Annotated in this window: 20 protein-coding genes and 2 pseudogenes; 8 read left to right on the plus strand and 14 right to left on the minus strand. The window is 70.7% G+C overall.

Going from position 1 to position 23,153, the window contains the following annotated elements:
- Nucleotides 1-64 precede the first annotated feature (64 nt).
- Nucleotides 65-580, plus strand: coding sequence for a hypothetical protein (locus tag ACF1B9_RS15935; RefSeq protein ID WP_391743685.1), 516 nt, complete (start codon nucleotides 65-67; stop codon nucleotides 578-580).
- Between the two features lie 19 nt (nucleotides 581-599).
- Here the strand turns inward: ACF1B9_RS15935 and ACF1B9_RS15940 are convergent, their stop codons facing one another.
- The 10 genes from ACF1B9_RS15940 to ACF1B9_RS15985 form a co-directional block, all read right to left on the minus strand.
- Complete coding sequence (locus ACF1B9_RS15940; protein WP_391743683.1) at nucleotides 600-1,820, minus strand: sensor histidine kinase; 1,221 nt, start codon at nucleotides 1,818-1,820, stop codon at nucleotides 600-602.
- Nucleotides 1,817-3,298, minus strand: a complete 1,482-nt coding sequence (locus tag ACF1B9_RS15945) for a cation acetate symporter (RefSeq protein ID WP_391743682.1) — start codon at nucleotides 3,296-3,298, stop codon at nucleotides 1,817-1,819. The genes ACF1B9_RS15940 and ACF1B9_RS15945 overlap by 4 nt, the downstream gene beginning before the upstream one ends.
- On the minus strand, nucleotides 3,295-3,657 hold the full coding sequence (locus ACF1B9_RS15950; protein ID WP_391743680.1) for a hypothetical protein: 363 nt from the start codon (nucleotides 3,655-3,657) through the stop codon (nucleotides 3,295-3,297). Before ACF1B9_RS15950 ends, ACF1B9_RS15945 begins: the two co-directional genes overlap by 4 nt.
- A gap of 65 nt (nucleotides 3,658-3,722) precedes the next feature.
- A complete protein-coding gene (locus ACF1B9_RS15955; RefSeq protein ID WP_391743678.1) occupies nucleotides 3,723-4,475 on the minus strand; it encodes a LytR/AlgR family response regulator transcription factor in 753 nt (250 codons plus the stop codon).
- Between the two features lie 208 nt (nucleotides 4,476-4,683).
- Nucleotides 4,684-5,544 (minus strand): Fpg/Nei family DNA glycosylase, encoded by an 861-nt coding sequence (locus ACF1B9_RS15960; RefSeq protein ID WP_391743676.1) that lies wholly within the window; start codon nucleotides 5,542-5,544, stop codon nucleotides 4,684-4,686.
- A gap of 18 nt (nucleotides 5,545-5,562) precedes the next feature.
- Nucleotides 5,563-6,435: an amidohydrolase family protein gene (locus ACF1B9_RS15965; RefSeq protein ID WP_391743674.1), complete on the minus strand. Its 873-nt coding sequence runs from the start codon at nucleotides 6,433-6,435 to the stop codon at nucleotides 5,563-5,565.
- Nucleotide 6,436: 1 nt separating this feature from the next.
- Nucleotides 6,437-6,748, minus strand: a complete 312-nt coding sequence (locus ACF1B9_RS15970) for an L-rhamnose mutarotase (RefSeq protein ID WP_376209492.1) — start codon at nucleotides 6,746-6,748, stop codon at nucleotides 6,437-6,439.
- A 1-nt stretch (nucleotide 6,749) separates the two neighbouring features.
- The gene (locus ACF1B9_RS15975; protein WP_391743672.1) at nucleotides 6,750-7,739 is read right to left on the minus strand and encodes an aldo/keto reductase; all 990 of its coding nucleotides are present in this window, start codon (nucleotides 7,737-7,739) and stop codon (nucleotides 6,750-6,752) included.
- 82 nt (nucleotides 7,740-7,821) lie between these two features.
- Complete coding sequence (locus ACF1B9_RS15980; protein ID WP_391743671.1) at nucleotides 7,822-9,261, minus strand: wax ester/triacylglycerol synthase family O-acyltransferase; 1,440 nt, start codon at nucleotides 9,259-9,261, stop codon at nucleotides 7,822-7,824.
- A gap of 120 nt (nucleotides 9,262-9,381) precedes the next feature.
- Nucleotides 9,382-11,448: a SpoIIE family protein phosphatase gene (locus tag ACF1B9_RS15985; RefSeq protein WP_391743669.1), complete on the minus strand. Its 2,067-nt coding sequence runs from the start codon at nucleotides 11,446-11,448 to the stop codon at nucleotides 9,382-9,384.
- A gap of 274 nt (nucleotides 11,449-11,722) precedes the next feature.
- Here ACF1B9_RS15985 and ACF1B9_RS15990 point away from each other — a divergent pair, with 274 nt between their 5' ends.
- On the plus strand, nucleotides 11,723-13,090 hold the full coding sequence (locus ACF1B9_RS15990) for an FAD-dependent oxidoreductase (RefSeq protein WP_391743667.1): 1,368 nt from the start codon (nucleotides 11,723-11,725) through the stop codon (nucleotides 13,088-13,090).
- A 93-nt stretch (nucleotides 13,091-13,183) separates the two neighbouring features.
- Here ACF1B9_RS15990 and ACF1B9_RS15995 read toward each other — a convergent pair.
- Nucleotides 13,184-13,478 (minus strand): annotated as a pseudogene (locus ACF1B9_RS15995) (hypothetical protein); the annotation flags it as partial.
- Between the two features lie 144 nt (nucleotides 13,479-13,622).
- Between ACF1B9_RS15995 and ACF1B9_RS16000 the strand changes: the two are divergent.
- From ACF1B9_RS16000 to ACF1B9_RS16025, 6 genes are all read left to right on the plus strand, one after another.
- Nucleotides 13,623-14,678: an iron-siderophore ABC transporter substrate-binding protein gene (locus ACF1B9_RS16000; protein ID WP_391743665.1), complete on the plus strand. Its 1,056-nt coding sequence runs from the start codon at nucleotides 13,623-13,625 to the stop codon at nucleotides 14,676-14,678.
- 10 nt (nucleotides 14,679-14,688) lie between these two features.
- Nucleotides 14,689-15,726, plus strand: a complete 1,038-nt coding sequence (locus tag ACF1B9_RS16005) for a FecCD family ABC transporter permease (RefSeq protein ID WP_391743664.1) — start codon at nucleotides 14,689-14,691, stop codon at nucleotides 15,724-15,726.
- The gene (locus ACF1B9_RS16010) at nucleotides 15,723-16,787 is read left to right on the plus strand and encodes a FecCD family ABC transporter permease (RefSeq protein ID WP_391743663.1); all 1,065 of its coding nucleotides are present in this window, start codon (nucleotides 15,723-15,725) and stop codon (nucleotides 16,785-16,787) included. Before ACF1B9_RS16005 ends, ACF1B9_RS16010 begins: the two co-directional genes overlap by 4 nt.
- A 197-nt stretch (nucleotides 16,788-16,984) precedes the next feature.
- The gene (locus ACF1B9_RS16015; RefSeq protein WP_391743662.1) at nucleotides 16,985-17,839 is read left to right on the plus strand and encodes a YndJ family protein; all 855 of its coding nucleotides are present in this window, start codon (nucleotides 16,985-16,987) and stop codon (nucleotides 17,837-17,839) included.
- Complete coding sequence (locus tag ACF1B9_RS16020) at nucleotides 17,836-18,360, plus strand: DUF1990 family protein (RefSeq protein WP_391743660.1); 525 nt, start codon at nucleotides 17,836-17,838, stop codon at nucleotides 18,358-18,360. Before ACF1B9_RS16015 ends, ACF1B9_RS16020 begins: the two co-directional genes overlap by 4 nt.
- A gap of 37 nt (nucleotides 18,361-18,397) precedes the next feature.
- The gene (locus tag ACF1B9_RS16025) at nucleotides 18,398-19,834 is read left to right on the plus strand and encodes a lipase maturation factor family protein (protein ID WP_391743658.1); all 1,437 of its coding nucleotides are present in this window, start codon (nucleotides 18,398-18,400) and stop codon (nucleotides 19,832-19,834) included.
- On the opposite strand, the gene ACF1B9_RS16030 is transcribed toward ACF1B9_RS16025, so the two are convergent.
- The 3 genes and pseudogenes from ACF1B9_RS16030 to ACF1B9_RS16040 all read right to left on the minus strand — a co-directional run bounded on the left by ACF1B9_RS16030 (nucleotide 19,812) and on the right by ACF1B9_RS16040 (nucleotide 22,859).
- Nucleotides 19,812-22,178: an alpha-L-fucosidase gene (locus ACF1B9_RS16030; RefSeq protein WP_391743656.1), complete on the minus strand. Its 2,367-nt coding sequence runs from the start codon at nucleotides 22,176-22,178 to the stop codon at nucleotides 19,812-19,814. The genes ACF1B9_RS16025 and ACF1B9_RS16030 overlap by 23 nt on opposite strands.
- Before the next feature lie 142 nt (nucleotides 22,179-22,320).
- A pseudogene (locus ACF1B9_RS16035) lies at nucleotides 22,321-22,535 on the minus strand (ammonia channel protein); the annotation flags it as partial.
- 147 nt (nucleotides 22,536-22,682) lie between these two features.
- The gene (locus ACF1B9_RS16040; protein WP_351081417.1) at nucleotides 22,683-22,859 is read right to left on the minus strand and encodes a hypothetical protein; all 177 of its coding nucleotides are present in this window, start codon (nucleotides 22,857-22,859) and stop codon (nucleotides 22,683-22,685) included.
- Nucleotides 22,860-23,153 lie beyond the last annotated feature (294 nt).

Raw genomic sequence — 23,153 nt, forward strand, 5'->3', positions numbered from 1 at the left:
GCGCGCTCCCCCGGTTCAATGCTCCGTGAAGCCCGGTGCCGAGAAGAGAAAGAGGCGAGACGGGATGCGCCCGGAACGTCAGGATGGAACCAGTGGGGGCGGGCTGCTGGTCCCGATGGCCTGGATGTACGCCGAGTACATGGCCGATGAGCTGCTGCGGACCGGCGATCTGATGGAGCCGTCCACGCTGGAGTACCGCGCGGGCCGCGACGCGCTCGCGCTCACCATCTTCCTCTCCGACGACGGTGCGGCCGACGCCCTGCCTGCGGCCCGGATGGACGAGCTGCGGCTGCTGACCGCGTACGGGACGGCCTGGCGCGGCTGGGTCTGTGAGCGGCTCGCGCCGGAGGCGTCCGCCGGGCCCGGGTCCGGCGGCGCGGACCCCGATCTGGCGCTGGCCCGCGCGGCCTGGCGGTGGCTGGAGGAGACCGAACTGCTGGCGGCCGACCTCGACGCGATCGGTCCGCCGCCGTGGGAACCTGTGGGCGACGAGCCGGATGCGGACGAGACGGCCCAGGTGTGGACGCCCGCCTGGCAGCTGGGGCTGCCGCTGGGGCATCTGGCGATCCATCTGCATTGAACGCCTCCCTGCCCGGTGATCAGGAACCGTGCACCCCCGCACGGTACTTGGGCAGCCGCACCGTGATCCTCATCCCTGCGCCGAGGCCCGTCTCGATGACGAGTCCGTAGTCGTCCCCGTACACCTGACGCAGCCTTTCGTCGACGTTCAGCAGGCCGATCCCGGCGGAGTGGCCGCCCTCGCCGCGCAGGATGTGGCGCAGTCGTTCCGGGTCCATTCCCGCGCCGTCGTCCTCGATGACGACTTCGGCCTCGGACCCGGCGTCGAGTGCGCTGATGGTGATCCGGATGGGGGTCTCCCCCGCTCGGCCGGAGCTCAGGGGCCGGGGAGGGCTGACCGCTCCTTCGAGGCCGTGTTTGACCGCGTTCTCGACCAGGGGCTGGAGGCAGAGGAAGGGCAGGGCGACGGGCAGCACCTCGGGGGCGACCTGGAGGGTGACCGCGAGCCGTTCGCCGAAGCGGGCCCTCACCAGTGCCAAGTACTGGTCGATGGAGTGCAGTTCGTCGGCGAGGGTGGTGAAGTCGCCGTGTCTGCGGAACGAGTAGCGCGTGAAGTCGGCGAATTCCAGCAGGAGTTCGCGGGCGCGCTCGGGGTCGGTACGGACGAACGAGGCGATGGCGGCGAGCGAGTTGAAGATGAAGTGCGGGGAGATCTGGGCCCGCAGCGCCCTGATCTCGGCCTCGATGAGCTGGGTGCGGGAGCGGTCGAGCTCGGCCAGTTCCAGCTGTACGCAGACCCAGCGGGCCACCTCCCCGGCCGCTCTCGCCAGCACCGCGGATTCGCGTGGGGCGTAGGCGATGAGAGTGCCGAGCACCCGGTGGTCGACGGTGAGCGGTACGGCGACGGCCCAGCGCAGCGGGCAGTCCAGGTCGTCGCAGTCGCTGTGGAAGGCGGTGTCCCGGCCGCTGGCGAGGAGGCCGCGCACCTGGTCCATGACGTGCCGGCCGTGGTGTTCGCCCTCCCCGTCCCAGACCAGCACCCGGTCGCGGTCGGTGAGGCAGAGGGCGTCGGTGCCGAGCAGGGAGCGGAGCCTGCGGGCGGATTTGCGGGCGCTCTCCTCGGTGAGTCCGGCGCGCAGGGGCGGCGCGGCGAGCGAGGCCGTGTGCAGGGTCTCGAAGGTGGCGTGCTCGACGGGGGTTCCGACGTCGCTGGTGCGGACGGGGCGGGCGGTGCGGCGGCCGAGCAGGAAGCCCGCGCCCAGCAGCAGGAGGACGAGCACGGCGTATCCGGCCCCGGTCATCGGTGTCTCCCGGAGGTCAGCGCTTCCGGCAGGTGGAAGCGGGTCATGGCGGCGTTGGTGCCGGGAGGTATGCGGCCGGGCGTGGCGAGGGAGACCAGGACCATGGCGAGGAAGCCGACCGGCACCGACCAGACGGCGGGCCAGGCGAGCAGGGCGTGCGGCCAGCCCGGCGGGCGTACGGCGCCGCTGACGGTGATGGCGACGGACAGGAACGCGGAGCCGCCGCCGAGGAGCAGTCCGGCGATCGCTCCGGGCGGGGTGAGTCCCCGCCACCAGATGCCGAGGACCAGGAGCGGGCAGAAGGAGGACGCGGAGACGGCGAACGCCATGCCCACCGAGTCGGCCACCGGCACCCGGCTGACCATCAGCGATCCGGCCAGCGGCACGCATACGGCGAGAACGGTGGCCAGCCGGAAGTGACGTACCCCGCGCGAGGGAAGCACGTCCTGGGTGATGACCCCGGCGACGGCCATCGTGAGGCCGGAGGCGGTCGACAGGAACGCCGCGAAGGCGCCGCCCGCGATGAGCGCGCCGAGCAGATCGCCGCCGAGTCCGCCGATGACCCGCTCGGGCAGCAGCAGCACCGCCGCGTCCGCGTCCCCGCCGTGGATCAGTTCGGGGGCGTACAGCCTGCCCAGGGCGCCGTAGACCGGTGGCAGCAGGTAGAACACGCCGACGAGCGCGAGAACGGCGACCGTGGTGCGGCGGGCGTCGCGGCCGTTGGGGCTGGTGTAGAAGCGGACGACGACATGCGGCAGTCCCATGGTGCCGAGGAACGTCGCGACGATCAGCCCGTAGGTGGCGTAGAGCGGATGGTCGGCGCGGAAGACGGAGGGCTGCTCGTCGAACGTGGCCCACGGCTGCCCGTCTCCCTGCCAGGCGAGCACGAGGAAGATCGCGGGGACGAGGAGCGCGGTCAGTTTCAGCCAGTACTGGAAGACCTGTACGAAGGTGATGGAGCGCATGCCGCCCGCGGCGACGGCGAGGACGACGACGGACGCCACGAGCACGTCGCCGAGCCAGCCGGGCGCGCCGGTCAGGATCTTGAGCGTCAGTCCCGCGCCCTGGAGCTGCGGTACGAGGTACAGCCAGCCCGCGGCCACGACGAAGACGCTCACCAGCCGGCGCACCTGTCGGGACTCCAGCCGCCCCTCGGCGAAGTCGGGCAGGGTGTAGGCCCCCGAGCGGCGCAGCGGCGCGGCGACGAAGACCAGCAGTACGAGATAGCCCGCGGTGTATCCGACCGGGTACCAGAGCATGTCCGGGCCGTGCACGAGCACCAGGCCGGCGATGCCGAGGAAGGAGGCGGCGGAGAGGTATTCGCCGCTGATCGCCGCGGCGTTGAGCCGGGGCCGCACGGTGCGCGAGGCGACGTAGAAGTCGGAGGTGGTGCGGGAGATGCGCAGCCCGAAACCGCCGACGAGGACGGTCGCGGCCACGACCACGGCGACGGCCGCCACCGCGTACGTACGGCTCACTGTGCGGAGCGGCCTTCCACGAGCCTGGCGAAGTCGCGTTCGTTGCGCTCGGCACGCCGCACGTACCACCAGGCGGTCAGGGTCAGCGGCGGATAAGCGGCGAATCCGAGGACCCCCCAGACGAGCGCGGCGCTGTGCAGGGCCTCGAAGACCAGCGGCAGCGTACCGACCACCACGGCGAGGACGGTGAACGCGGTGAGTCCGGCGCGCAACTGGCCGCGCATCAGTGAACGTACGTACGCGCCGCCGAGTGCGGTCTGCTCGTCGATCTCCGACTGGGTGCGATAGCGGGGCAGCGGGCGGACCCGCCGGGGCTCCCCCGTCACCACTTCGCGCCGGGGCGCAGGCTCTGCGGACATGGGCTCGGAGTGTACGCAGCGCCGGACCCCGCTGGGAAGAGCCTGCGAACCCGGGTAGGTCCTGGTCAGCGGCCGGTCTGGCGCATCAGCAGATCGCGCAGCGCCCGGGTGTGGCGACGGCTCACGGCAAGTTCCGCGGTGCCGATGCGCACGCTCATGCTGCCCGCGTCGAGGCGGAGTTCGTCGATCCGGCCCAGCGCGACGAGATGGCGGCGGTGGATACGTACGAATCCGCGCGCGCGCCAGCGTTCCTCCAGCGTGGTGAGGGGGACCCGGACGAGGTGGCTGCCGGTGTCGGTGTGCAGCCGTGCGTAGTCGCCCTGGGCCTCGGCGTAGGCGATGCCGTCGATCGGGATGAACCGGATCACGCCGCCGAGCTCCACCGGTATCTGGTCGTTGGCGGTGTCGAGCACGGGTGCGGAGCGGCCGCCGACCTGTTCGGCCACCCGGCGGACCGCCTCGGCGAGGCGTTCGCGGCGTACCGGCTTCAGGACGTAGTCGACGGCTTTGAGGTCGAAGGCGTGGACGGCGAAGCCCTCGTGCGCGGTGACGAAGACGATCAGAGGGGGCGCGGCGAATCCGGCCAGCAACTGGGCGACGTCGAGGCCGGTGAGACCGGCCATGTGGATGTCGAGGAAGACCACGTCGATCGCGGACGGGTCCTCGGGTCCCGCCTCGACGGCGCTGCCGATCCGGCGCAGCGCCTCGGTGGCCCCGGTGGCGCCCTCGGCGCTGCGGATGCGGGGATCGGCGCGCAGGAGGTAGAGGAGCTCCTCCAGGGCGGGGTCTTCGTCGTCGACGGCGAGTACGCGCAGCATGGGGCGGAGTTTAGGACGTGCCGGGGGGTATGCGGCGTCGCGATTCACCGCTTCTTTCCGTACCGGACCGTGTGCGCACCCCAAGGACTCATCGCGATGTCGACAACCGTGGAACGGGGGCCCGGAACGGAGCGGTGCTTCCCGGCTGCGCCGGGGCCGGATGCGGCGGACACCCGCCGGTCCGGGCTGCTCGAGCCGCCGGTCCGGGCTACTTGAGCAGTCTGGACAGGCGGCGGTCGGCCAGTCGCCTGCCTCCGGTCTGGCAGGTCGGGCAGTACTGCAACGAGGAGTCGCTGAACGAGACCTCGCGCACGGTGTCCCCGCAGACGGGACACGGCTCGCCGGTGCGTCCGTGGACGCGCATCCCACTCTTCTTCTCGGCCTTGAGCTTCCCGGCCGCCAGTCCGCTGGAGCGTGCCACCGCGTCGCGGAGGGTGGTGCGCAGCGCGGTGTGGAGCCGGGTGATCTCGTCGTCGGTGAGGTTCGCGGTGAGCAGGTACGGCGACATCTTCGCGACGTGCAGGATCTCGTCGCTGTAGGCGTTGCCGATACCGGCGACGAGGGACTGGTCGCGCAGGGCGCCCTTGATCCGTCGGCGTTCCCCGGCGAGCAGCGCGGCGAACGCGTCACGGTCGAAGGAGTCGTCGAGGGGATCGGGGCCCAGGCGGGCGATACCGGGGACCTCGCCCGGGTCGTGCACCAGGTGGACGGAGAGGCGCTTGGTGGTGCCCGCCTCGGTGAGATCGAAGCCGTCGCCGCCGATGAGTACGGTACGCAGCGCCAGCGGGCCCTTGCCGGGGCGCGGCGGCGCGGCGGGGAAGCTGTCCTTCCATCGCAGCCATCCGGCCCGCGCGAGATGGGTGATCAGGTGCAGCGGGCCGACACCGATGTCCAGGAACTTCCCGTGCCGGGCGATGTCCGTGACCGTGCCGCCGTGCAGTGCGGTGAGCGGTGGGTCGTACGTCTTGAGGACGCTCACGTTGAGCGGCAGGACCCGGTCGATCACCCTGCCGACCAGGTGGTCGTCGAGGAAGACCCGCAGGGCTTCGACTTCCGGCAGTTCGGGCATGGTTCCAGACTGCCGGAATCATGGCCCGGACGCCTGTCGGATGCCGTACACGTGCTCCGCCGTGGTGGCGAGGACAAGGCGCCGCTCGTCCTCGGTGAGGGCGCCGATCAGGGTGCGTGCCGTATCGACGACCTCCTCGTACGTCGCGGCGAGCCGGCACACCGGCCAGTCCGAGCCGAACATCGTCCGGTCCGGCCCGAAGGCGTCCAGGACGGTGTCGGCGTACGGGCGCAGGTCGTTCACGGTCCAGGAGCGCACATCGGCCTCGGTGACCAGGCCGGAGAGCTTGCACACGGTATTGGGCCGGGCGGCGAGCGCTCGCAGGTCGTCGGCCCATGGACGCAGTGCACCGGCTGCCACGGGCGGCTTGCCGGCATGGTCGAGCACGAAGGTCAGCTCGGGCAGCAGAGCGGCGGCCTCGACGGTGGCGGGCAACTGGTGGGCCTGGACGACGAGGTCGTAGACGAGTCCCGCGTCGGCGACGGCGCGCAGTCCGCGCCGGACGTCGGGGCGCAGCAGCCACTTGGGGTCGGGTTCGCCCTGGACCTGGTGGCGGATGCCGACGAGCCGGTCGCCGCCGGGAAGTTCGCGCAGGGCGGCGAGGGTGTCCGCGACGTCCGGCGCCGTGAGGTCGCACCAGCCGACGACGCCCGCGACCAGGTCGCTGTCATGGGCGAGGGCGAGGAGTTCGGGGGTCTCCCCGGGCACGGTGACGGTCTGGACGAGGACGGTGGCGTACACCCCCGCGGCGCGTGCCTCGGGCTCCAGTTCAGCGAGGGTGAAGCTGCGCCGGATCGGGGCGAGTTCGTCGCCGGTGATCCATTCCTGGTCGCGCACCGACAGGTCCCAGACATGATGATGGGCGTCGACGATCCGTTCCTGACCGGTCATGTCACAGCTCCCAGGCGACCGGCAGACCGGCTTCGGCACCGTCCGACGAGTAGTCGTGCGCCACGTCGAGGAGTTCGGCCATCCTGGCCTGCCAGGCGACGTTGACGGGGAGTTTCTCCAGCTCGGCGAGGAGTGCGGCGTAGTCCTCGCAGTCGATGACGTGGAAGAGATCGGTGCCGCTGCGCCAGATCGTCCAGGAGGTGGCGCCCGCCGCCCGGATCGCGGCGGTCAGCTCGGCGGGGACCTCGCGGTGGGCGGCCTCGTACTCCTCGACGCGGTCGGCGCGGACCTTGGTGTGCAGGGCGATCCTCATGTCAGTGTCCGTCCTCGGTCAGCAGGCCCTCGGCGCGCAGGTCGTCCCAGAGTTCGTCCGGGATCTCCCGGCGGAGCAGGGCGGCGGCGTCGCGCACCTCGTCCGGGGAACGGGTGCCGACGAGCACTCCGGCGACGGCCGGGTGTGCGAGCGGGTAGTGGAGCGCGGCGGCCCGCAGCGGGACGCCGTGGCCCTCGGTGACGGCCTTCATGCGCAGCGCCCGGTCCAGCAGGGTGAGGGGTGCGGCCGTGTAGTCGTACGTGGCACCGGGGCGCGGGTCGGCGAGCAGCCCGGAGTTGAAGACGCCACCGACGACGACGCTGCGACCGCGGGCGGCCGCTTCGGGCAGCAGTTCGGTCAGGGCGGACTGGTCGAGGAGCGTGTAGCGGCCCGCGCAGAGCACGACGTCGACGTCGGTGTCGCGCAGGAAGCGGGTGAGCATCGCGGACTGGTTCATTCCGGCGCCGATGGCGCCGACGACCCCTTGTGCGCGCAGTTCCTCCAGCTGAGGATAGGCCTCGTGGAACGCGGTCTCCGCGTGGTCGTCGGGGTCGTGCAGATACGCGATGTCGATCCGGTCGAGGCCCAGCCGCTCCAGGCTGTCCTCGATGCTGCGGCGCACGCCGTCCGCGCTGAAGTCCCAGCGGCGGCGGTGGGTGGCCCGTACGGCGAAGCCCTCGCAGAGCCCGTCGGACATGTTCTCCAGGGCGCCGTCGGCGGGCAGGGGGTCGAGCACCCGTCCCACCTTGGTGGACAGCACGTAGGAGTCGCGGGGCCTGCCGCGCAGGGCCTCGCCGAGCCGTCGCTCGGAGAGTCCGAGTCCGTAGTGCGGCGCGGTGTCGAAGTAGCGGATGCCCTCGTCCCACGCGGCGTCGACGGCGGCCGCGGCCTGCGCGGGGTCGACGGCGCTGAAGAGGTTGCCGATGGCGGCCGCCCCGAAGGACAGTTCAGTGACGTCGACCGCGCTGCTTCCCAGTCTGTTGCGCCGCATGCTTCCGCCGCCCTCCCCGATGATCGCTTCCTGCACAGAGCGAATATTCATCGGATCACTTGGGCACGTCAACACCCGGACATCATGAACTGCGGCTTCTTCTCGGAAATCTGTCCGACCTATGGTTGATCGAGGACGGCCGGTCAGGGGGCGGCAGCACCGTGAGCAGGTGCGCCACCTCGTCGTCGGCACAGCCCGCCAGCCGGTCCAGATCGGGCAGCGCCTTGCCGTCGGCCACCAGTCCGACCTGCACCCGGCCGCCGTACGTGGACAGGGCGACGGCCAGGGACTGACCGCGCGCCAGCGGCGCCATCGGATAGACGGCGCGCAGCGGACAGCCGCCGAGCGAGAGGGCCGAGCGCGGCAGGGGCACGCTGGTGACCAGGACGTCGAAGAGCATCCTGGCCGCGTTCCCGGCGATCGGCGCGCCGAACCGGTGGGCCAGCGAGGGCAACTGATCGGCGAGCACGGCGACCGCGCCGGCGCCACGGAAGGGGCCCGCGGCCTTGTTCCGGTCCATGGCGGTGCGGACGGCTCGGAGCCGTTTCCAGGGATCGGGCTCGGAGACGGGGAGCCCGAGCAGATATGCGGAGAGCTTGTTCCCGGTCGCGGCGGGCTGGCCCGGCCGCCGACGGGAGACCGGCACCAGGGCGCGCGGGTCCTCGGAAGGCAGCGCTTCGCCTCGCTCCAGCATCCACCGGCGCAGCGCCCCGGCCACGACCGCGAGCAGGACGTCGTTGGTCGTTCCCCCGGCGGCCCGCCGGATGCACTGGACGGCGGCGAGGTCCAGGTCCGCGATGGCCAGCCGCCGGGTGCCGCTGGAGCTCGCGGTGAGTGCGGGCGCTCCGCGCAGATCCAGGCGGCTCGCCCGGACCATGGAGGCACCGACCCCGAACGCCCGCCCGAGATCCTCGATCCGGCCCAGCGCGAGCCCGGCCACCTGACGGGGGCCGGGCATCCAGGAGCGGGGCGGGACCGCGCGCGACCGACGGGGGGAGACGGCACCGCGGGCGCGGCCGGCCAGCGGGGCGATCTCGTCGAAGATCCCGGCGCCGATGGCGACGGCACGCATCCCGTCGGCGAGCGCGTGGTGGAGCTTGACGAGTACGGCGAAGGGGCCGCCGTCCGCACCCTCGACCAGATACATCTGCCAGGGAGGCAGGCCCCGTTCGAGCGGCCGCTCCATCAGCTCGCCGGCGAGCCGGGTGGCGCCGGCCATGAATCCGTCGTCGTCCCGCGACTCCACGCCGGTCAGGCGTACCCGCTCGATGTGCCGGCGCACATCGAAGTCCTTGTCCACGAACCAGGCCGCGCCACCGACCGGCAGCAGCACGTCCCTGACGCGCATCCGCAGCCGGGGAATCGCGGCGGCGCGGCTGCCCAGCAGTTCCGAGACGTTCGCGCCGCGCGCCGGGCCGGGAGCCGGGGCGAACACGGCGAGCGCGCCGAGATGCATCGGGTGGGCATCGGATTCGAGGTGCCAGAAGGCCAGATCGAGGGGTGCCAGTAGCTCAGTGCCCAACGGATCCTCATGTCATCGAAAGACAGACTGCCGGAGTCGCAGTCAATCGCTTGCGGTCGGTTACGGTCAAGCACAGACATGTTACTTTCTGTTAATGTCGGGTAATTCTCGGCGCTGTCGTCATTCACGTTCCGGAATGACGAATTCGCACCAGACGCTCTTGCCGCTGCCGCGCGATTCCACGCCCCAGAGGTCCGCCAGCCGGTCCACCAGCATCAGCCCCCGTCCGGACACCCCGGCCTCGCCGGCGTCCCGGCGCCGGGGCAGCGCGCTGGACCGGTCCTCGACGTCGACCCGCAGGCGGCGCTCGGGCCCGGTGAGCACCCGGATCGTGACGATGGCCCCGCCGTCGGTGTGCATCAGCGCGTTGGTGATCAGCTCGTCGGCGGCCAGCTCGACCTCGTCGGCCCGCGTCTTGGCGCCCCAGGCGCGTACCGCCGCCCTGATCATGTGCCGCGCGGAGCTCAGCGCCTCCGGATCGCTCTGGGCGACATGCTGCTGGAGACGGCCGCCCGGCTGGGGCGCGTGAGCGGCCTTGCGGCCCAGCAGCAGGACCGCCACATCGTCCTCCCCGCCGCGCTCATCAACCTCTTCGCAGAGCTTGTCGGCCAGCTTCTGCAGATCGTCCGGGCCGTCGCGCACCATGGACGTGAGCAGCTGCATGCCCTCGTCGAGATCGGCGCCGGGCAGTTCCACCAGGCCGTCGGTGAACAGCACCAGCGCCTGACCAGGGTCCAGCTCGACCGTGCTGACCGGGTATTCGAGCCGTCCGAACTCGGCCGAGAGGCCCAGCGGCAGCCCACCCTCCGCGGGCAGCCTGCGGCAGCTGCCGTCGGTGTCGCGCAGCAACGGATCGACGTGGCCGGCCCGGACGAGTTGCACCACTCCGGTCGTCAGGTCGACCTCGGCGTAGGTGCAGGTCGCGAAGCGGTCGGTGTCCAGCTCATGGAGGAAGACGGAGGCCCTGGCCATCACCGTGGCGGGGCTGTGTCCCTCCGCGGCGTACGCGCGCAGCACGATACGGAGCTGCCCCATGACGGCCGCGGCATGCGTGTCATGGCCCTGAACGTCCCCGATGACGGCCCCGACCCGGCCGCCGGGCAGTGGGATGACGTCGTACCAGTCGCCTCCGATGTCCCGGCCCAGCCGGGCCGATCGGTACCGCACGGCGACCTGCGCGCCGGGCACCTCGGGGATCCGGCGCGGCAGCATGGCCTGCTGGAGGCCCTCGGCGAGATCGTGCTCCTGCTCGTACAGCATGGCCCGCTGCAGGCTCTGGGCGATGGAGCTGCCGAGCGCGACCAGGAGATTGCGTTCGTCACCGGTGAAGCCGCCCTTGTCGCTGTAGAGCAGTCCGATCGCGCCGATGGGCCTGGCCTGGGCGATCAGCGGCAGATAGGCGGCGGCCGTGATGCCGAGGTGGCTGATGTGGGGCCAGAGAATGGGGTACGAGGTGGCGAAATCCATGGCGGACTCGATGAAGCGGGGCATGAGCGTTCGGACCACTTCGCTCATCGGGTACGGCTCGTCCGTCCGGGTGTAGCGGGTGCCGGGGACGAACGAGCCCTCCGGGCCGTCCGCCACGAGATGGATGCGCCCGGACTCGATCAGCCCCACGACCAGGCTGGTCGCGCCGAGATGCGCCAGGCCCTGGGAGTTCTTCAGCACCTCGATGACGTCCCGGACCGTCCGGGCGTGGGCCAGTGCGGCCGTGGTGCCCTCCACCACGCTGGTGCGGCGCCGCCGCTCCGCGTCCAGTTCGCGGCGGGCGGTCGAGTCGGCGAGCTCCTGGGTGGCGTCGCGGACGACACCGATGATGCGAACGGGCCGGCCGGTACCGTCGCGCCGGATGAAGGCCTGGGTGTACGTCCAGCGCAGCGTGCCGTCGCGCCTCAGGATCCTGAAGTACGCGCCGTAGTTGCGCTGCCCGCTCTTCAGCGCCTGCGCGACCATGGCGTCGAGTCGCACACCCTCGTCCGGCGGCACCCGCGGGCCGAGCGACTCCGGCCGGCCGTCGTACTCCTCGGCCCGCAGATCGAACACGTCGAGTGCGGGCCGGTCCATGTGCATGAGGCCACTGTCGAGATCCCAGTCGAAGCTGCCCATACGGTTCAGGGCGAGGCTGAGATCCGGGTGGGCGGGCCAGTCGTCCGGGAGTGACAGGGCACCCGCTACCCGATCATCCATGTGGGTCACTCTGCCATCATTTGTCTGATTCTTCGAGCGAACCCGAGGCCCCCGGAGGGGATCCCGTGCCGCTCGTCCGGGCGGACGCCGGACGCCTGCCGGGCACCGCGCGGCAGCCCAGCGGTGCGCCGGGAACCAGCGCCCGCCGAAAGGCCGCAGGTCAGCAGCGGCTACCGTGTCCCGTGGAGCACGTAAGCCCATCCTTACGACGAGGTCGTTGCTTCTGCCCTGCGCCGCACTGCCCGCGTCAGCCCGTTCTAAGGACCTGCACCCCATGACCCGCCCCGTCCGCGTCGCCATAGTCGGAGCCGGCCCCGCCGGTATCTACGCAGCGGACGCGCTGCTGAAATCCGAGGCCGCACAGGACCCGGGTGTTTCGATCGACCTGTTCGAGCGGATGCCCGCCCCCTTCGGCCTGATCCGTTACGGAGTGGCCCCCGACCACCCTCGGATCAAGGGCATCGTCCAGGCGCTCCACCAGGTGCTCGACAAGCCGCAGCTGCGGCTGTTCGGCAACGTCGACTACCCCGGCGACATCGGCCTCGACGACCTGCGGTCCTTCTACGACGCGGTGATCTTCTCCACCGGCGCGGACGCGGACCGCGCGCTCGACATCCCCGGCAGCTCCCTGGCCGGCTCCCACGGCGCGGCCGACTTCGTCTCCTGGTACGACGGGCACCCCGACGTGGCGCGCACCTGGCCGCTGGAGGCGGAGAAGGTCGCCGTGCTCGGTGTGGGCAATGTGGCCCTGGACGTGGCACGCATGCTCGCCAAGACAGCTGACGAACTGCTGCCGACCGAGATACCCGCCAACGTCTACGAGGGGCTCAAGGCCAACAAGGCCCTGGAGGTGCACGTCTTCGGGCGTCGCGGTCCCGCGCAGGCCAAGTTCAGCCCGATGGAGCTGCGGGAGCTGGACCACTCACCGAACATCGAGGTCGTCGTCAACCCCGAGGACATCGAGTACGACGCGGGATCGATCGAGACCCGGCGCGGCAACAAGCAGGCCAACATGGTCGCCTCCACGCTGGAGAACTGGGCCATCCGCGATGTCGGCGACCGGCCGCACAAGCTGTTCCTGCACTTCTTCGAGTCCCCGGTCGAGATCCTCGGCGAGGACGGCCGGGTCGCCGGTCTGCGCACCGAGCGGACCGAACTGGACGGCACCGGGAACGTCAACGGAACCGGGCGCTTCACCGACTGGGACGTGCAGAGCGTCTACCGGGCGGTCGGCTACTACTCGCAGGAGCTCCCGAAGCTCCCGTTCGACGTGGCCTCCGGCACCGTCCCGCACGCCGCGGGCCGGGTCGTCGACGGCGGGGGGCCCATGCCGTCGGTGTACGTCACGGGGTGGATCAAGCGCGGCCCGGTCGGCCTGATCGGACACACCAAGGGTGACGCGAACGAGACGGTCGCCTGCCTCCTGGACGACCACGCCTCGGGCCGGCTGCCCGCACCCGACAGCCCCGAGCCGGAAGCCATCACCGCTTTCCTGGAGCAGCGCGGCGTCCGATACACCACTCGCGAGGGCTGGCACCGCCTGGACGCGCACGAGCAGGCCCTGGGAGCGGAGCAGGGGCGCGAGAGGATCAAGGTCGTGGAGCGCGAGGCCATGCTGGACGCCTCCGAGCCCCGCCACTGACCGCACGGGCCGATGACCCGGCCGACCGTCACCGCGGCCGGCCCGGGAGGGCGGCTCCGTCCACCTCGGCGGAGCCGCCCTGCCCATGACCGCTCAACGTCCCTGCAGTGCCTTGACGTTGTCCCCGAACGTCCATCCCTTCGACCCGTCCCAGTTGAGCGACCAGGTCATCAGTCCCTTGAGGCTGCTGCCGTAGTGGTTCCACGCCTGCGCCACCTGACCGGTCGCCATGTGGCCGCCTCCGGCGCCGGGCGGTGATGCTCCCGCCGGGGACGTAAGCCGTCTCCGGGGCCATCGTCAGACCGAAGTTCGAGGGCATCCGCGCGAGCACACCGTCGATGATGCGGATGAGGTTGGCCTGTGAGGCGGACAGCTGGTTGATATCGCCGTGTCATGATCCTGACAAGCACCACCGGGAGCCGGGAACCGGAGGCCGATTGTGAGCGGAAGTCGACTTAGCTTAGGCTTACCTAAACCTTCGCACTCCGCGCGGGATCCGACTGCTCCGTCCATCAACCCCTGAGGAACACCCATGTCCCGGTTCACCCGCGTGCGTCGCCGGACGCTCGCCGCAACTGCCGCCGCCGCAGCCTTCGTTCTCGTCCTCGGTGGCTGTTCGTCGGGCGACGACGGCAAGGAGACCTCCGGCGCATCCGGGAAGAGCAGCGGAGCGTTCCCCGTCTCCATCAAGAGCGCCCTCGGCACAGCGGAGATCAAGAAGCAGCCCGAACGGATCGTCACGCTCGGCCAGGGCTCGGCGGAGACCGCCATCGCGCTGGGCCACACTCCGGTGGGCATCGAGAGCTATGAATGGGGTAGCGACAAGACGGGCTATCTGCCCTGGATCCACGAGGCGGTGGAGAAGAAGGGCGAGAAGCTGCCGATCCAGTTCAAGGGCGGCGAGGACATCGACTTCGAGGCCATCACCGAGCTGGCGCCGGACGTCATCCTCGCGCCGTGGTCCGGGATCACGCAGAAGCAGTACGACATCCTCAAGGACATAGCCCCCACCGTGGCCTACCCCGATCTGGCGTGGAGCACGGACTGGGACCAGCAGATCGAGATCATCGCCAAGGCGCTGGGGCAGCCGGACAAGGCGAAGACCCTCATCTCGCAGATCGAGAAGCAGCTGTCCGACGCGGCGGCGACCCGGCCGAACTACAAGAAGTACAAGTTCTCCTACATCTACACCTCCGGCCCCGGCACCCTCGGCGTGTTCAAGCCCGAGGAGCAGCGCGTCAAGATGGTCTCCTCGCTCGGCCTCACCGTCGACCCGGTGGTGAACTCCTTCAAGGAGACCAAGGGCACCGACTCGGCGCTCATCGGTCTGGAGAACGCCGAGAAGCTGAAGGGCAGCCAACTGGTCTTCACTTTCTACACCGATGACAAGACCCGTAAGGAGATCGAGGCACAACCGCTGTACGCGGCGATCCCCGCAGTCAAGAGCGGCGCCGTGGTCTCCAGCAAGGACAACTCCTTCGTCACCGCCTCCTCGATCATCAACCCGCTCACCGTGCCGTGGGTGATCGACCGATACCTGCCGCTGATCGACCAGGCGGTCAAGGCCGCCGACGGCGGCCGGGGCTGACCGCCACCACATGGCCGCCACCACACACGCGCCGCCGAGCGGTGCCGGCACTTCACGGGCCGGCACCGCTCGGCGGGTGTATTGCGTCGTCGTCGCACTCGTCGTGCTCGTGCTCGCCGTCTTCGCGAGCGTCATGTTCGGCAGCCGGACCACCTCGTTCAGTGAAGTGCTGAACGTGCTGTCCGGCACCGCCGACCCGAATGTCACCGCCATCGTCGAGAGCCGGTGTCCGAGGACCGCGCTCGGTGTGCTCGCCGGCCTCTGCCTGGCCGTCGCGGGCACGCTCATGCAGGGGGTGACCCGCAATCCGCTGGCCGATCCCGGCCTCCTCGGGATCAACGCGGGCGCCTCCGCGAGCATCGTCACCGCGACGGCCTTCCTCGGGGCGTCGGGCAGTACGGACACCATGTGGTGGGCGCTGCCCGGTGCGCTGATCGCCGGTCTGCTCGTCCATGCGATCGGATCGGCGGGATCGGGCGCGGGACTGGTGCGGCTCGTGCTGGCCGGTGCGGTGCTCTCCGCCGTGCTGATGGCGTACATCCAGGCCGTGACGCTGAGCCGGCCCAAGGTCTTCGACAGCTACCGGTACTGGGTCGTCGGCGCCCTCGGCGGCCGGGACTTCGACGTCTTCTGGTCGGTCCTGCCGTTCGCGGTGGCCGGTCTGCTGACAGCCGCTCTGCTGGGGCCCGGCCTCAACGTGCTCGCACTCGGCGACTCGACCGCCGCGTCCCTCGGGGCGCGTCCGGCCCTCGTGCGGGCGGGCGGGCTGCTCTCGGCCACGCTGCTGAGCGCCGCGGCGACGGCGGCGGTCGGTCCGATCGCCTTTGTCGGCCTGGCCGTTCCGCATGTGGTGCGGGCCCTGGTCGGTGTCGAATTCCGGATGCAGATCCTGCTCTCGGCGCTGGTCGGCCCCGCGCTGCTGCTCCTCGCGGATGTCGTGGGCCGTGTGGTCATGCGCCCACAGGAGTTGATGGTCGGTGTCGTGACCGCGTTCATCGGCGCGCCCGCGCTGCTGGTCGCCGTACGCAGAATGAGGGGCAACGCATGACGTCGCATCAGACCGGATTCCGCACCTCCTCTCCCAGGGGGGTTCTGAGAATCGGCCGGACCGTCGCGCTGCCGGTGCGCCGGGTGTCGGTGCTGACGGCCCTCCTGCTGTTCGTGCTGCTCGCGGTGGCCGCCGTCGCCACACTCTCGCTCGGCAGGCTCGGCGTTCCGCTCGCCGATCTCGCCGGGGCGCTGACCGGCGGGGCCGCGGGCAAGAACGCGTTCGTCCTGGAACGTCTGCGCGGCCCGCGCCTGGTGGTCGCCCTGGGCACCGGTGGGGCGCTCGGCCTCTCCGGGGCGCTGTTCCAGTCCGTCACCCGCAATCCGCTCGGCAGCCCCGATGTGATCGGCCTGGCCTCCGGCGCCGGGGCGGGCGCCGCGATCGTCGCGCTGATGTTCCCGGACAGCGTGCCGGTGGCGCTCGGCGCGCTGCTCGGCGCCGTCCTCGCCATGGCACTGGTCCACGTGTCGACCGGCACCGGATTCCGCAACCCCGCCCGGCTCGTCGTCGCGGGGATCGGTGTGGCCGCGATCGGCACGGCGATCACGCAGTACGTCGTCTACGCCATGGAACGGGACCGGGCGACCGTCCTCACCGCCTATGTCAACGGGAGTCTGTCGGCGCGTTCCTGGGAGGACGCCACCACGATCTGGCTCGTGCTGCTGGTGGTGGCCCCGCTCACCGCGCTCGTCGCGCGGCGGCTGGACATCGGGGAGATGGGCGACGACATCGCGGGGGCGCTGGGCTCCGGGCCCCGCAGCACGAAGACGATCGCCGTCGTCCTCGCGATCGTGCTCTCGGCGGGCGCCGTCAGCGTGGCCGGGCCCATCGCGTTCGTCTCTCTGACGGCCCCGCAGATCGCCAAGCGGATCACCCGGGTATCCGGCCCGCACCTGGTGCTCTCCGCGCTGACCGGCGCGCTGCTGCTGGTCCTCGCGGATCTCTGCGCCCAGCAACTGCCTTTGTTCGACAGCCTGCCCGTCGGCATCTACACCATGGCCGTCGGAGGCGTGTACCTCGGCTATCTGCTGATACGGGAGTGGCGCCGGGGCGTCCTATGAGGTCTTTCCGGCCCTGACCCGGGAGCGGTGGTCGCCGGTCACGACGAGGCCGACGCCGTGCCCGGAGTGATCCCCATGCGGGACATCCTGCCGACTACGCCGCAATCGCCTCCCCCACCCTTCTCTTGAACGTGTTCAAGAGAGGTCGTAGAGTCGTCGCCGGACACACTTGAACGCGTTCAAGTCTGGGGGGCTCGATGTCTGTACTGGTCGATCTGATCGTGATGCTGGGCATGCTCGTGGTGGTGCCCACGGGGCTGCGGCTGGCCGGAGCGCCCGAGCTGGACCGGATGCGCCGTCTGTGGCCGCTCTTCGCCGTGCCCGGCGCCGTCGCTCTCTGGCTGCCGCGCGGCGCGCCGGCCACCGCTCTGGCGGCGTGTTATGCGCTCGGGGCCGTACTTCTGGCCCTGCACGCCCCTGTGCGGCTGATCCGCAGTCGCGCCGCCCGCGATGCGTCCGCCGTGGCCCCCGCCGAGATCGCGCTGCTCACCGCACTCGTCACCCCCTCGATCGCCGCCACCGCGCTGGTCGCCGAACGCTCGGGGCACACACTCTTCGGTTTCGGGCTCGGCATCCTCGCGCTCACCGTGCCGCACTTCCACTTCGCCGGATTCGCCGCAGCCCTCATCGCGGGACTCGTCTGCCGGGCCGCCGACAGCGCCGCAGGCAGGTTCGCCGCGCTGAGCGTGCCGCTGGGCACCCTGCTCGTCCTGACCGGCTACTTCATCGGCGACTGGGCCGAGCTGGCCGGGACGGTGGTCCTGACAGCGGGCATGTGGGCCGTCGCCCTCCTGACCTGGCGAGCGGTCCGCGGCCGGCAACGGGACCGGATCACCCGACTGCTGCTCGCCACCTCGTCCGCCGTGCTCGCGGTCACCATGGTGCTCGCACTGAGCTGGGCACTCGGCGAGGCCACCGGGCTCCCGCACCCCACACCGACCTGGATGGCCGCCACCCACGGTCTCGGCAACGCTCTGGGCTTCGCACTGTGCTCGGTGCTCGCCTGGCAGAGGCTCCAGCACCCCACCGATCATGAAGGCAGGACCGTATGAGCGCCCTCTCCTACTCCGAGGTCGGAGCCACCCGTCTGGGCCCGCTCCCCGACGGCTACCACCACCTCCACCACCGGACCCGGGTCGGACGCGGCCGGGCCGACCTGGTGGCGGCGGGCACGGCGGTCACCGACTGGCGCATGCATCGCAGCAGCGGGGCCCGGGTCCGCGCGTCGGCGGCCCGCGCCGGGGCCGGGGTCCGAGTCCGGGTGTCGCTCGGCGTCGGCCCGTTCCGGTTCACCGCACCCTGCCTGGTCGTCTGGGCGGCGTACGAGAGCGATCGCATCGGATTCGGCTACGGAACACTCCCGGGGCACCCGGAACGTGGCGAGGAGTCCTTCGTGGTGGAGCTGGCCGACGACGGGACGGTGTGGTTCACCGTCATGGCGTTCAGCCGCCCGGCCGCCTGGTACAGCCGGCTCGCGGGGCCCGTCGTACCGGTGATGCAGCGGTGGTACGCCCGGCGCCTCGGCGCCACGCTGCGCCGGATCGTCACCGAAGGGCGGAACGCGTCGGCCTGAGGGGCTGAGCCGGGCACCCGGGCCGATACTGGAAGCGATGGAGTGGTTCACCGCAGACGGGTACTGGCTCAGCCGGCTGATCTTCCAGCGGGCTCTCGCCGGCGTCTATCTCTTCGCCTTCCTCACCGCCGTGCTCCAGTTCCGGGCGCTGATCGGTGAACGCGGCATGCTGCCCGTGCCCGACTTCCTGCGGCGCACGGACTGGCGCAGCGCGCCCGGCCTCTTCCGGCTCCACTACTCCGACCGGTTCTTCGCGTTCATCTCCTGGACCGGCTGCGCGCTCGCCGTCGCCCTGCTCGCGGGGGTGGACTCGTATGTTCCGCTCTGGGCGGCGATGCTGCTCTGGGCGCTGCCCTGGGCGCTCTATCTCTCGATCGTCCAGGTCGGGCAGACCTGGTACAGCTTCGGCTGGGAGTCGTTGCTGCTGGAGACCGGTTTCCTCGCCGTGTTCCTCGGCAACGCGCACACGGCTCCGCCGGTGCTGGTGCTGTGGCTGTTGCGCTGGGTGCTGTTCCGGGTGGAGTTCGGCGCCGGGATGATCAAGATCCGCGGCGACGAGTGCTGGCGCAAGCTGACGTGTCTGTACTACCACCACGAGACCCAGCCGATGCCGGGTCCGCTGAGCTGGTTCTTCCACCGGTTGCCGAAGCCCGTCCACCGGGTCGAGGTGGCGGCCAACCACGTCACCCAACTCCTGGTGCCGGTGCTCCTTTTCACCCCGCAGCCGGTCGCGAGCGCGGCCGCGGGGCTGATGATCGTCACCCAGCTGTGGCTGGTTCTGTCGGGGAACTTCGCCTGGCTGAACTGGGTGACGATCACCCTCGCGCTGTCCGCCGTCGACTGGTCCCTGTTCACCGAACCGCCGACGCAGTCCGCGCCGCCCCTCTGGTACGAGATCGTCGTCATCGCCGTCACCGTGCTGGTGGTGTTCCTCAGCTACCGCCCGGCGCGCAATCTGGTCTCCCGCCGCCAGGTGATGAACCGCTCGTTCGACCCGCTGCACCTGGTCAATACCTACGGCGCGTTCGGCAGCATCAGCCGGGTCCGGCTGGAGGTCGCGGTCGAGGGCACGGACGACCCGGTGCTCCACGAGGGCACGGTCTGGCAGGAGTACGGGTTCCGCGGCAAGCCGGGCGATCCGCGCCGGCTGCCCCGCCAGTTCGCCCCGTACCATCTGCGGCTCGACTGGCTGATGTGGTTCGCGGCGCTCTCCCCCGCGTACGCGGGCCCCTGGTTCGGACAGTTCGTGGAACGGCTGCTGGAGAACGACCGGGACACGCTGCGGCTGCTGCGTCACAACCCGTTCCCGGACGCCCCGCCCACGCATGTCCGCGCCAGGGTGTACCGCTATCAGTTCACGACCTGGCGCGAACTGCGGGCCACCGGACGCTGGTGGCACCGCACCTACGTACGGGGCTTCATGCCTCCCGTCTCACTCGGTCCGGCCTGGCTCAGCCCGACCAGGCGATCTTGAACACCCAGGCGTGCTCTCCGCTCCTGCGGGCCGCCGCCGGTACGTCGATCACCAGCGAGCCGCCCGTGGTGCGCCAGCCGAGCGGCCGGTCGTGACCGAGCAGGGTGACCCGGTCACCGCTGCGGATCGGCACCGGCGCCTCGACGGTCAGGGTGGAGCCGGGCCGGGCCAGGGAGTGGATGTAGAAGGCCTTGTCGGGCCGCACGGTGAACCGCAGGTCCTCACCGAGCTGCGGCATCCGTGCCCAGTACGTGGTGTCGTAGATCGCCTCCCCGTTGGTCCTCAGCCACTCCCCCGTCTCGCGCAGCCTGCGCTGCATGATGTCGGGGATCGTGCCGTCGGCCCTCGGCCCGATGTCGAGCAGGAAGTTGCCGTTCTTGGAGACGATGTCGACGAGCGAGTGCACGATCTCCTCCGCCGTCATGTACTTCTCGTCCGGCGTTTGGGCGTTGTAGCCGTAGCTGTACGGGTCGAGGCCGCGGCTCGATTCCCACTTGGCGGGGACGATCTGGTCGTACGTCGTGTACTCGGGCGTCGTGAAGTCGTGCGGCCCGATCCCTGAGCGGTTGTTGACGGTGACCTCGATCGGGCGGGCCCGGTTCTTGGCATGGTTGAAGTACTCGGCGAGCACGCGGTGGCTGTCGTTGTCGCCGCCGATGTCGCACCAGAGGATCTCGGGGCCGTACCGGTGGATCAGCTCCAGCATCTGCGGGCCCTGGAACTGGGTGACGTAGTCCTTGCCGGCCGTGTACCCGGTGTAGGGGACGGGCTCCAGGGTGTACGGATTGCGCGGGGCGTGGCCCATCCAGGGATGGTCGGGGTTGAACCACTCGGGCATCGAGAAGTACAGCCCCGGGTGGAGTTCGGGGGTGTAGCGACGCGAGGCGTCGAAGAGTTCCTTCACGAGGTCTCGCTTCGGCCCCATCCTGACGGCGTTGCGGTCGGAGAGCTTGGTGTCCCAGAGCGCGAAGCCCTCGTGGTGCTTCGAGGTGAGTACGTGGTACTGCGCACCCGCGTCCCGGAACAGTTCCACCCAGGAGCGCGGGTCGAAGCGCTCGGCGCGGAACCGCGGGATGAAGTCGTCGTAGGCGAAGGACTCGCCGTAGGTGTCGCGATGGTGGGCGTAAGTGGGGTTGTTGGGGTCCTGCATCTGGTTCCAGTACCACTCGGCGTACTGTGTGCCGACCGGGGCCCAGGCGGGTACCGAGTAGACCCCCCAGTGGATGAAGATCCCGAACTTGGCCGCCTGGAACCAGTACGGCGCCTGATGGGTGGAGAGGGATTCGTCCGTCGGGGCGTAGTCGGGGACGCCGAGGGTGAGCGAACGGCGGACGGTGGCGGCCTGCTGTCCGCGACCGTGGGCGACAACGTTGCCGTCCCGGGCGGTGCCCGGTGCGGTGCCGGGCCTGTTGCGGATACCGATGCGGACGCGGGCCTGGTCGCCGGGGGCGAGCCGGGTGATACGGGCGGGCGCGACGGTACGGGCTCCCGGCACGTCCACGGCGAGCGTGAGGCCGTCCGCGGCGAGGATGCCGACCGTGCCCGCGTTGACGACGGTGGCCTCGACGCTCTGGGCGCCGGAGTCCAGCAACGAAGTGGTGGAGCGGGCGTCGCGCAGGGTCAACGCCCGCCCCTGGGAGGCTGGTTGGAGGGAGAGCGCGAAGATGTGCAGGGACGGCTTGCCGGCCTCGGCGGGCTGGGTGGTGGGCAGGGTGAGCGCGACGGCTTCCCTGGCCGGGTCGAGCGCGATCTCGCTGACGGCGATGGACACCTGGTGCCCGTCCTTGGCGCCGTCGGCCGTGTAGCGGTACGCGGCGGTGACGGCGCCGCTCCCCGAGTACCAGTCGGGGCCGCCGAGGACCGGGGCCGAGGTGGTGCCGTCGGCGTAGTGGACCGTGGCCTTGCCGGATGCGGCGCCGTAGCTGCACGCGGTGAGGAAGAGGCCGGAGAGATAGCGGCCCGGCGGGAGGTCGATGCGCTGTCCGAGGGCGACGATGTTGTTCCTGACACCCGCTCCGGAACCGGGGAAGAGAAACGCGGTGCCGTCGATGTTCCGTTCTCCGGCGGGGAGTTCCTCGCCGGGGAAGGTGTAGCCGGAGCCGTCGAAGTTGCCGCCGCGGGCATCGGCGGTGTCGATGCCGTCGTTGTCGAACCACCGGTCGAGGGGCACGGGAACGGCTGCGGGGACGGTGCCCCAGTCGCCGTCGTGGGCACCGGCCGCTGCGGGCGTACGGGCGGCTCCGGTTCGCGGGGCCGCATCGGCGGTGGCGGGGGTGAGCAGGGCGGCGCCGACTGCCGCCCCTGCCGTCATTCCGAGTACATGGCGTCTGGGAAGTTCGGTCATGACGTCCGATGATTGGAGCGCGAAGCGAACCTGTCAATGCAATCTTCCAGACAGAACGAAACCCGTACCCCACAACCATCCGATGACTGAGCGGATTCACCGTTGGGGCCGAATGATCCACGCCTGGCCACGGCCAGGTCCCCTATCTCGATTCCTCCCGGGCCCGCAGCAGCTTGGTGATCTGCCTGACGAGCTCGTCGTCGCTGGTCACGGCCTTGCCCGAGACCAGGGCACCGAGACGCTCGGCGGTCCGGAAGTCCTACGCGCGCTCCACCTCCGAGCCCGCACGCGCTCGTACTCGTCCACAGCGCGGAAGCCGACGGTCGAGTCGACCACCTTCACGATGAGCCAGGTGAGGCGACACCCAGCGCGTAGGCGGTCGCCGTGGAGAGCATCGTGCCGAGCGTGGCGAAGAGGCCGGTCTGCCAGCCGGGCCGAGCTCCGGCCCGCCCCTTGCGGGATGCGGGCCGGAGCTCGGGGGTGAAGCGGTCGGACGCGAAGCGGTCAGTCGATGCCGGGCAGGATGTGCGGCTCGGCGAGGTCGTCCTCGTAGCCGGCCAGCCGGATCGGCGCGGACCTGGCCCAGACCTCGATATTGCGGAGCTTCTCGGGCCTGCGGGCCCGTTCTCCGTATCGTTCGGCCGAAGGCTTCTCGTGCTTCGTCAGTTCTGGTGTCGTCACCGCGCACTCCTTTGTGTCGCGTGGCCCCCGGCGTCGCCGACACCCGGCCTCAATACCAGGAGTCGATCACCCGCGAGGGGTGGAGGAAGGAACAGTACGGTCGCGGTGGCGCCGGGTACGGGGCGGGACGGCGACTTGGTTGAAAGTCTGTCCCAGGACGGTCGGGGAGGGTTCGTGGACTCCTCGATGACGTCCGTTCACATCAGAGTAACCAAATGAGCGCGCTCCCGCTCGATGGAATGCGTGCTCTAGGTCACTTTCAGCCACCGGATACGGAAAGGACCCGGCCAGGAG

The organism is Streptomyces sp. NPDC014727, from assembly GCF_043083485.1.
Lineage (GTDB): Bacteria > Actinomycetota > Actinomycetes > Streptomycetales > Streptomycetaceae > Streptomyces.

Excerpts from the sequence above, each read along its gene's own strand:
- ACF1B9_RS15935 (WP_391743685.1), top strand. The coding sequence starts at position 65 with ATGCGCCCGGAACGTCAGGATGGAACCAGTGGGGGCGGGCTGCTGGTC.
- ACF1B9_RS15940 (WP_391743683.1), bottom strand. The coding sequence starts at position 1,820 with ATGACCGGGGCCGGATACGCCGTGCTCGTCCTCCTGCTGCTGGGCGCG.
- ACF1B9_RS15950 (WP_391743680.1), bottom strand. The coding sequence starts at position 3,657 with ATGTCCGCAGAGCCTGCGCCCCGGCGCGAAGTGGTGACGGGGGAGCCC.
- ACF1B9_RS15955 (WP_391743678.1), bottom strand. The coding sequence starts at position 4,475 with ATGCTGCGCGTACTCGCCGTCGACGACGAAGACCCCGCCCTGGAGGAG.
- ACF1B9_RS15960 (WP_391743676.1), bottom strand. The coding sequence starts at position 5,544 with ATGCCCGAACTGCCGGAAGTCGAAGCCCTGCGGGTCTTCCTCGACGAC.
- ACF1B9_RS15965 (WP_391743674.1), bottom strand. The coding sequence starts at position 6,435 with ATGACCGGTCAGGAACGGATCGTCGACGCCCATCATCATGTCTGGGAC.
- ACF1B9_RS15970 (WP_376209492.1), bottom strand. The coding sequence starts at position 6,748 with ATGAGGATCGCCCTGCACACCAAGGTCCGCGCCGACCGCGTCGAGGAG.
- ACF1B9_RS15975 (WP_391743672.1), bottom strand. The coding sequence starts at position 7,739 with ATGCGGCGCAACAGACTGGGAAGCAGCGCGGTCGACGTCACTGAACTG.
- ACF1B9_RS15985 (WP_391743669.1), bottom strand. The coding sequence starts at position 11,448 with ATGGATGATCGGGTAGCGGGTGCCCTGTCACTCCCGGACGACTGGCCC.
- ACF1B9_RS15990 (WP_391743667.1), top strand. The coding sequence starts at position 11,723 with ATGACCCGCCCCGTCCGCGTCGCCATAGTCGGAGCCGGCCCCGCCGGT.
- ACF1B9_RS16000 (WP_391743665.1), top strand. The coding sequence starts at position 13,623 with ATGTCCCGGTTCACCCGCGTGCGTCGCCGGACGCTCGCCGCAACTGCC.
- ACF1B9_RS16005 (WP_391743664.1), top strand. The coding sequence starts at position 14,689 with ATGGCCGCCACCACACACGCGCCGCCGAGCGGTGCCGGCACTTCACGG.
- ACF1B9_RS16010 (WP_391743663.1), top strand. The coding sequence starts at position 15,723 with ATGACGTCGCATCAGACCGGATTCCGCACCTCCTCTCCCAGGGGGGTT.
- ACF1B9_RS16015 (WP_391743662.1), top strand. The coding sequence starts at position 16,985 with ATGTCTGTACTGGTCGATCTGATCGTGATGCTGGGCATGCTCGTGGTG.
- ACF1B9_RS16020 (WP_391743660.1), top strand. The coding sequence starts at position 17,836 with ATGAGCGCCCTCTCCTACTCCGAGGTCGGAGCCACCCGTCTGGGCCCG.
- ACF1B9_RS16025 (WP_391743658.1), top strand. The coding sequence starts at position 18,398 with ATGGAGTGGTTCACCGCAGACGGGTACTGGCTCAGCCGGCTGATCTTC.
- ACF1B9_RS16030 (WP_391743656.1), bottom strand. The coding sequence starts at position 22,178 with ATGACCGAACTTCCCAGACGCCATGTACTCGGAATGACGGCAGGGGCG.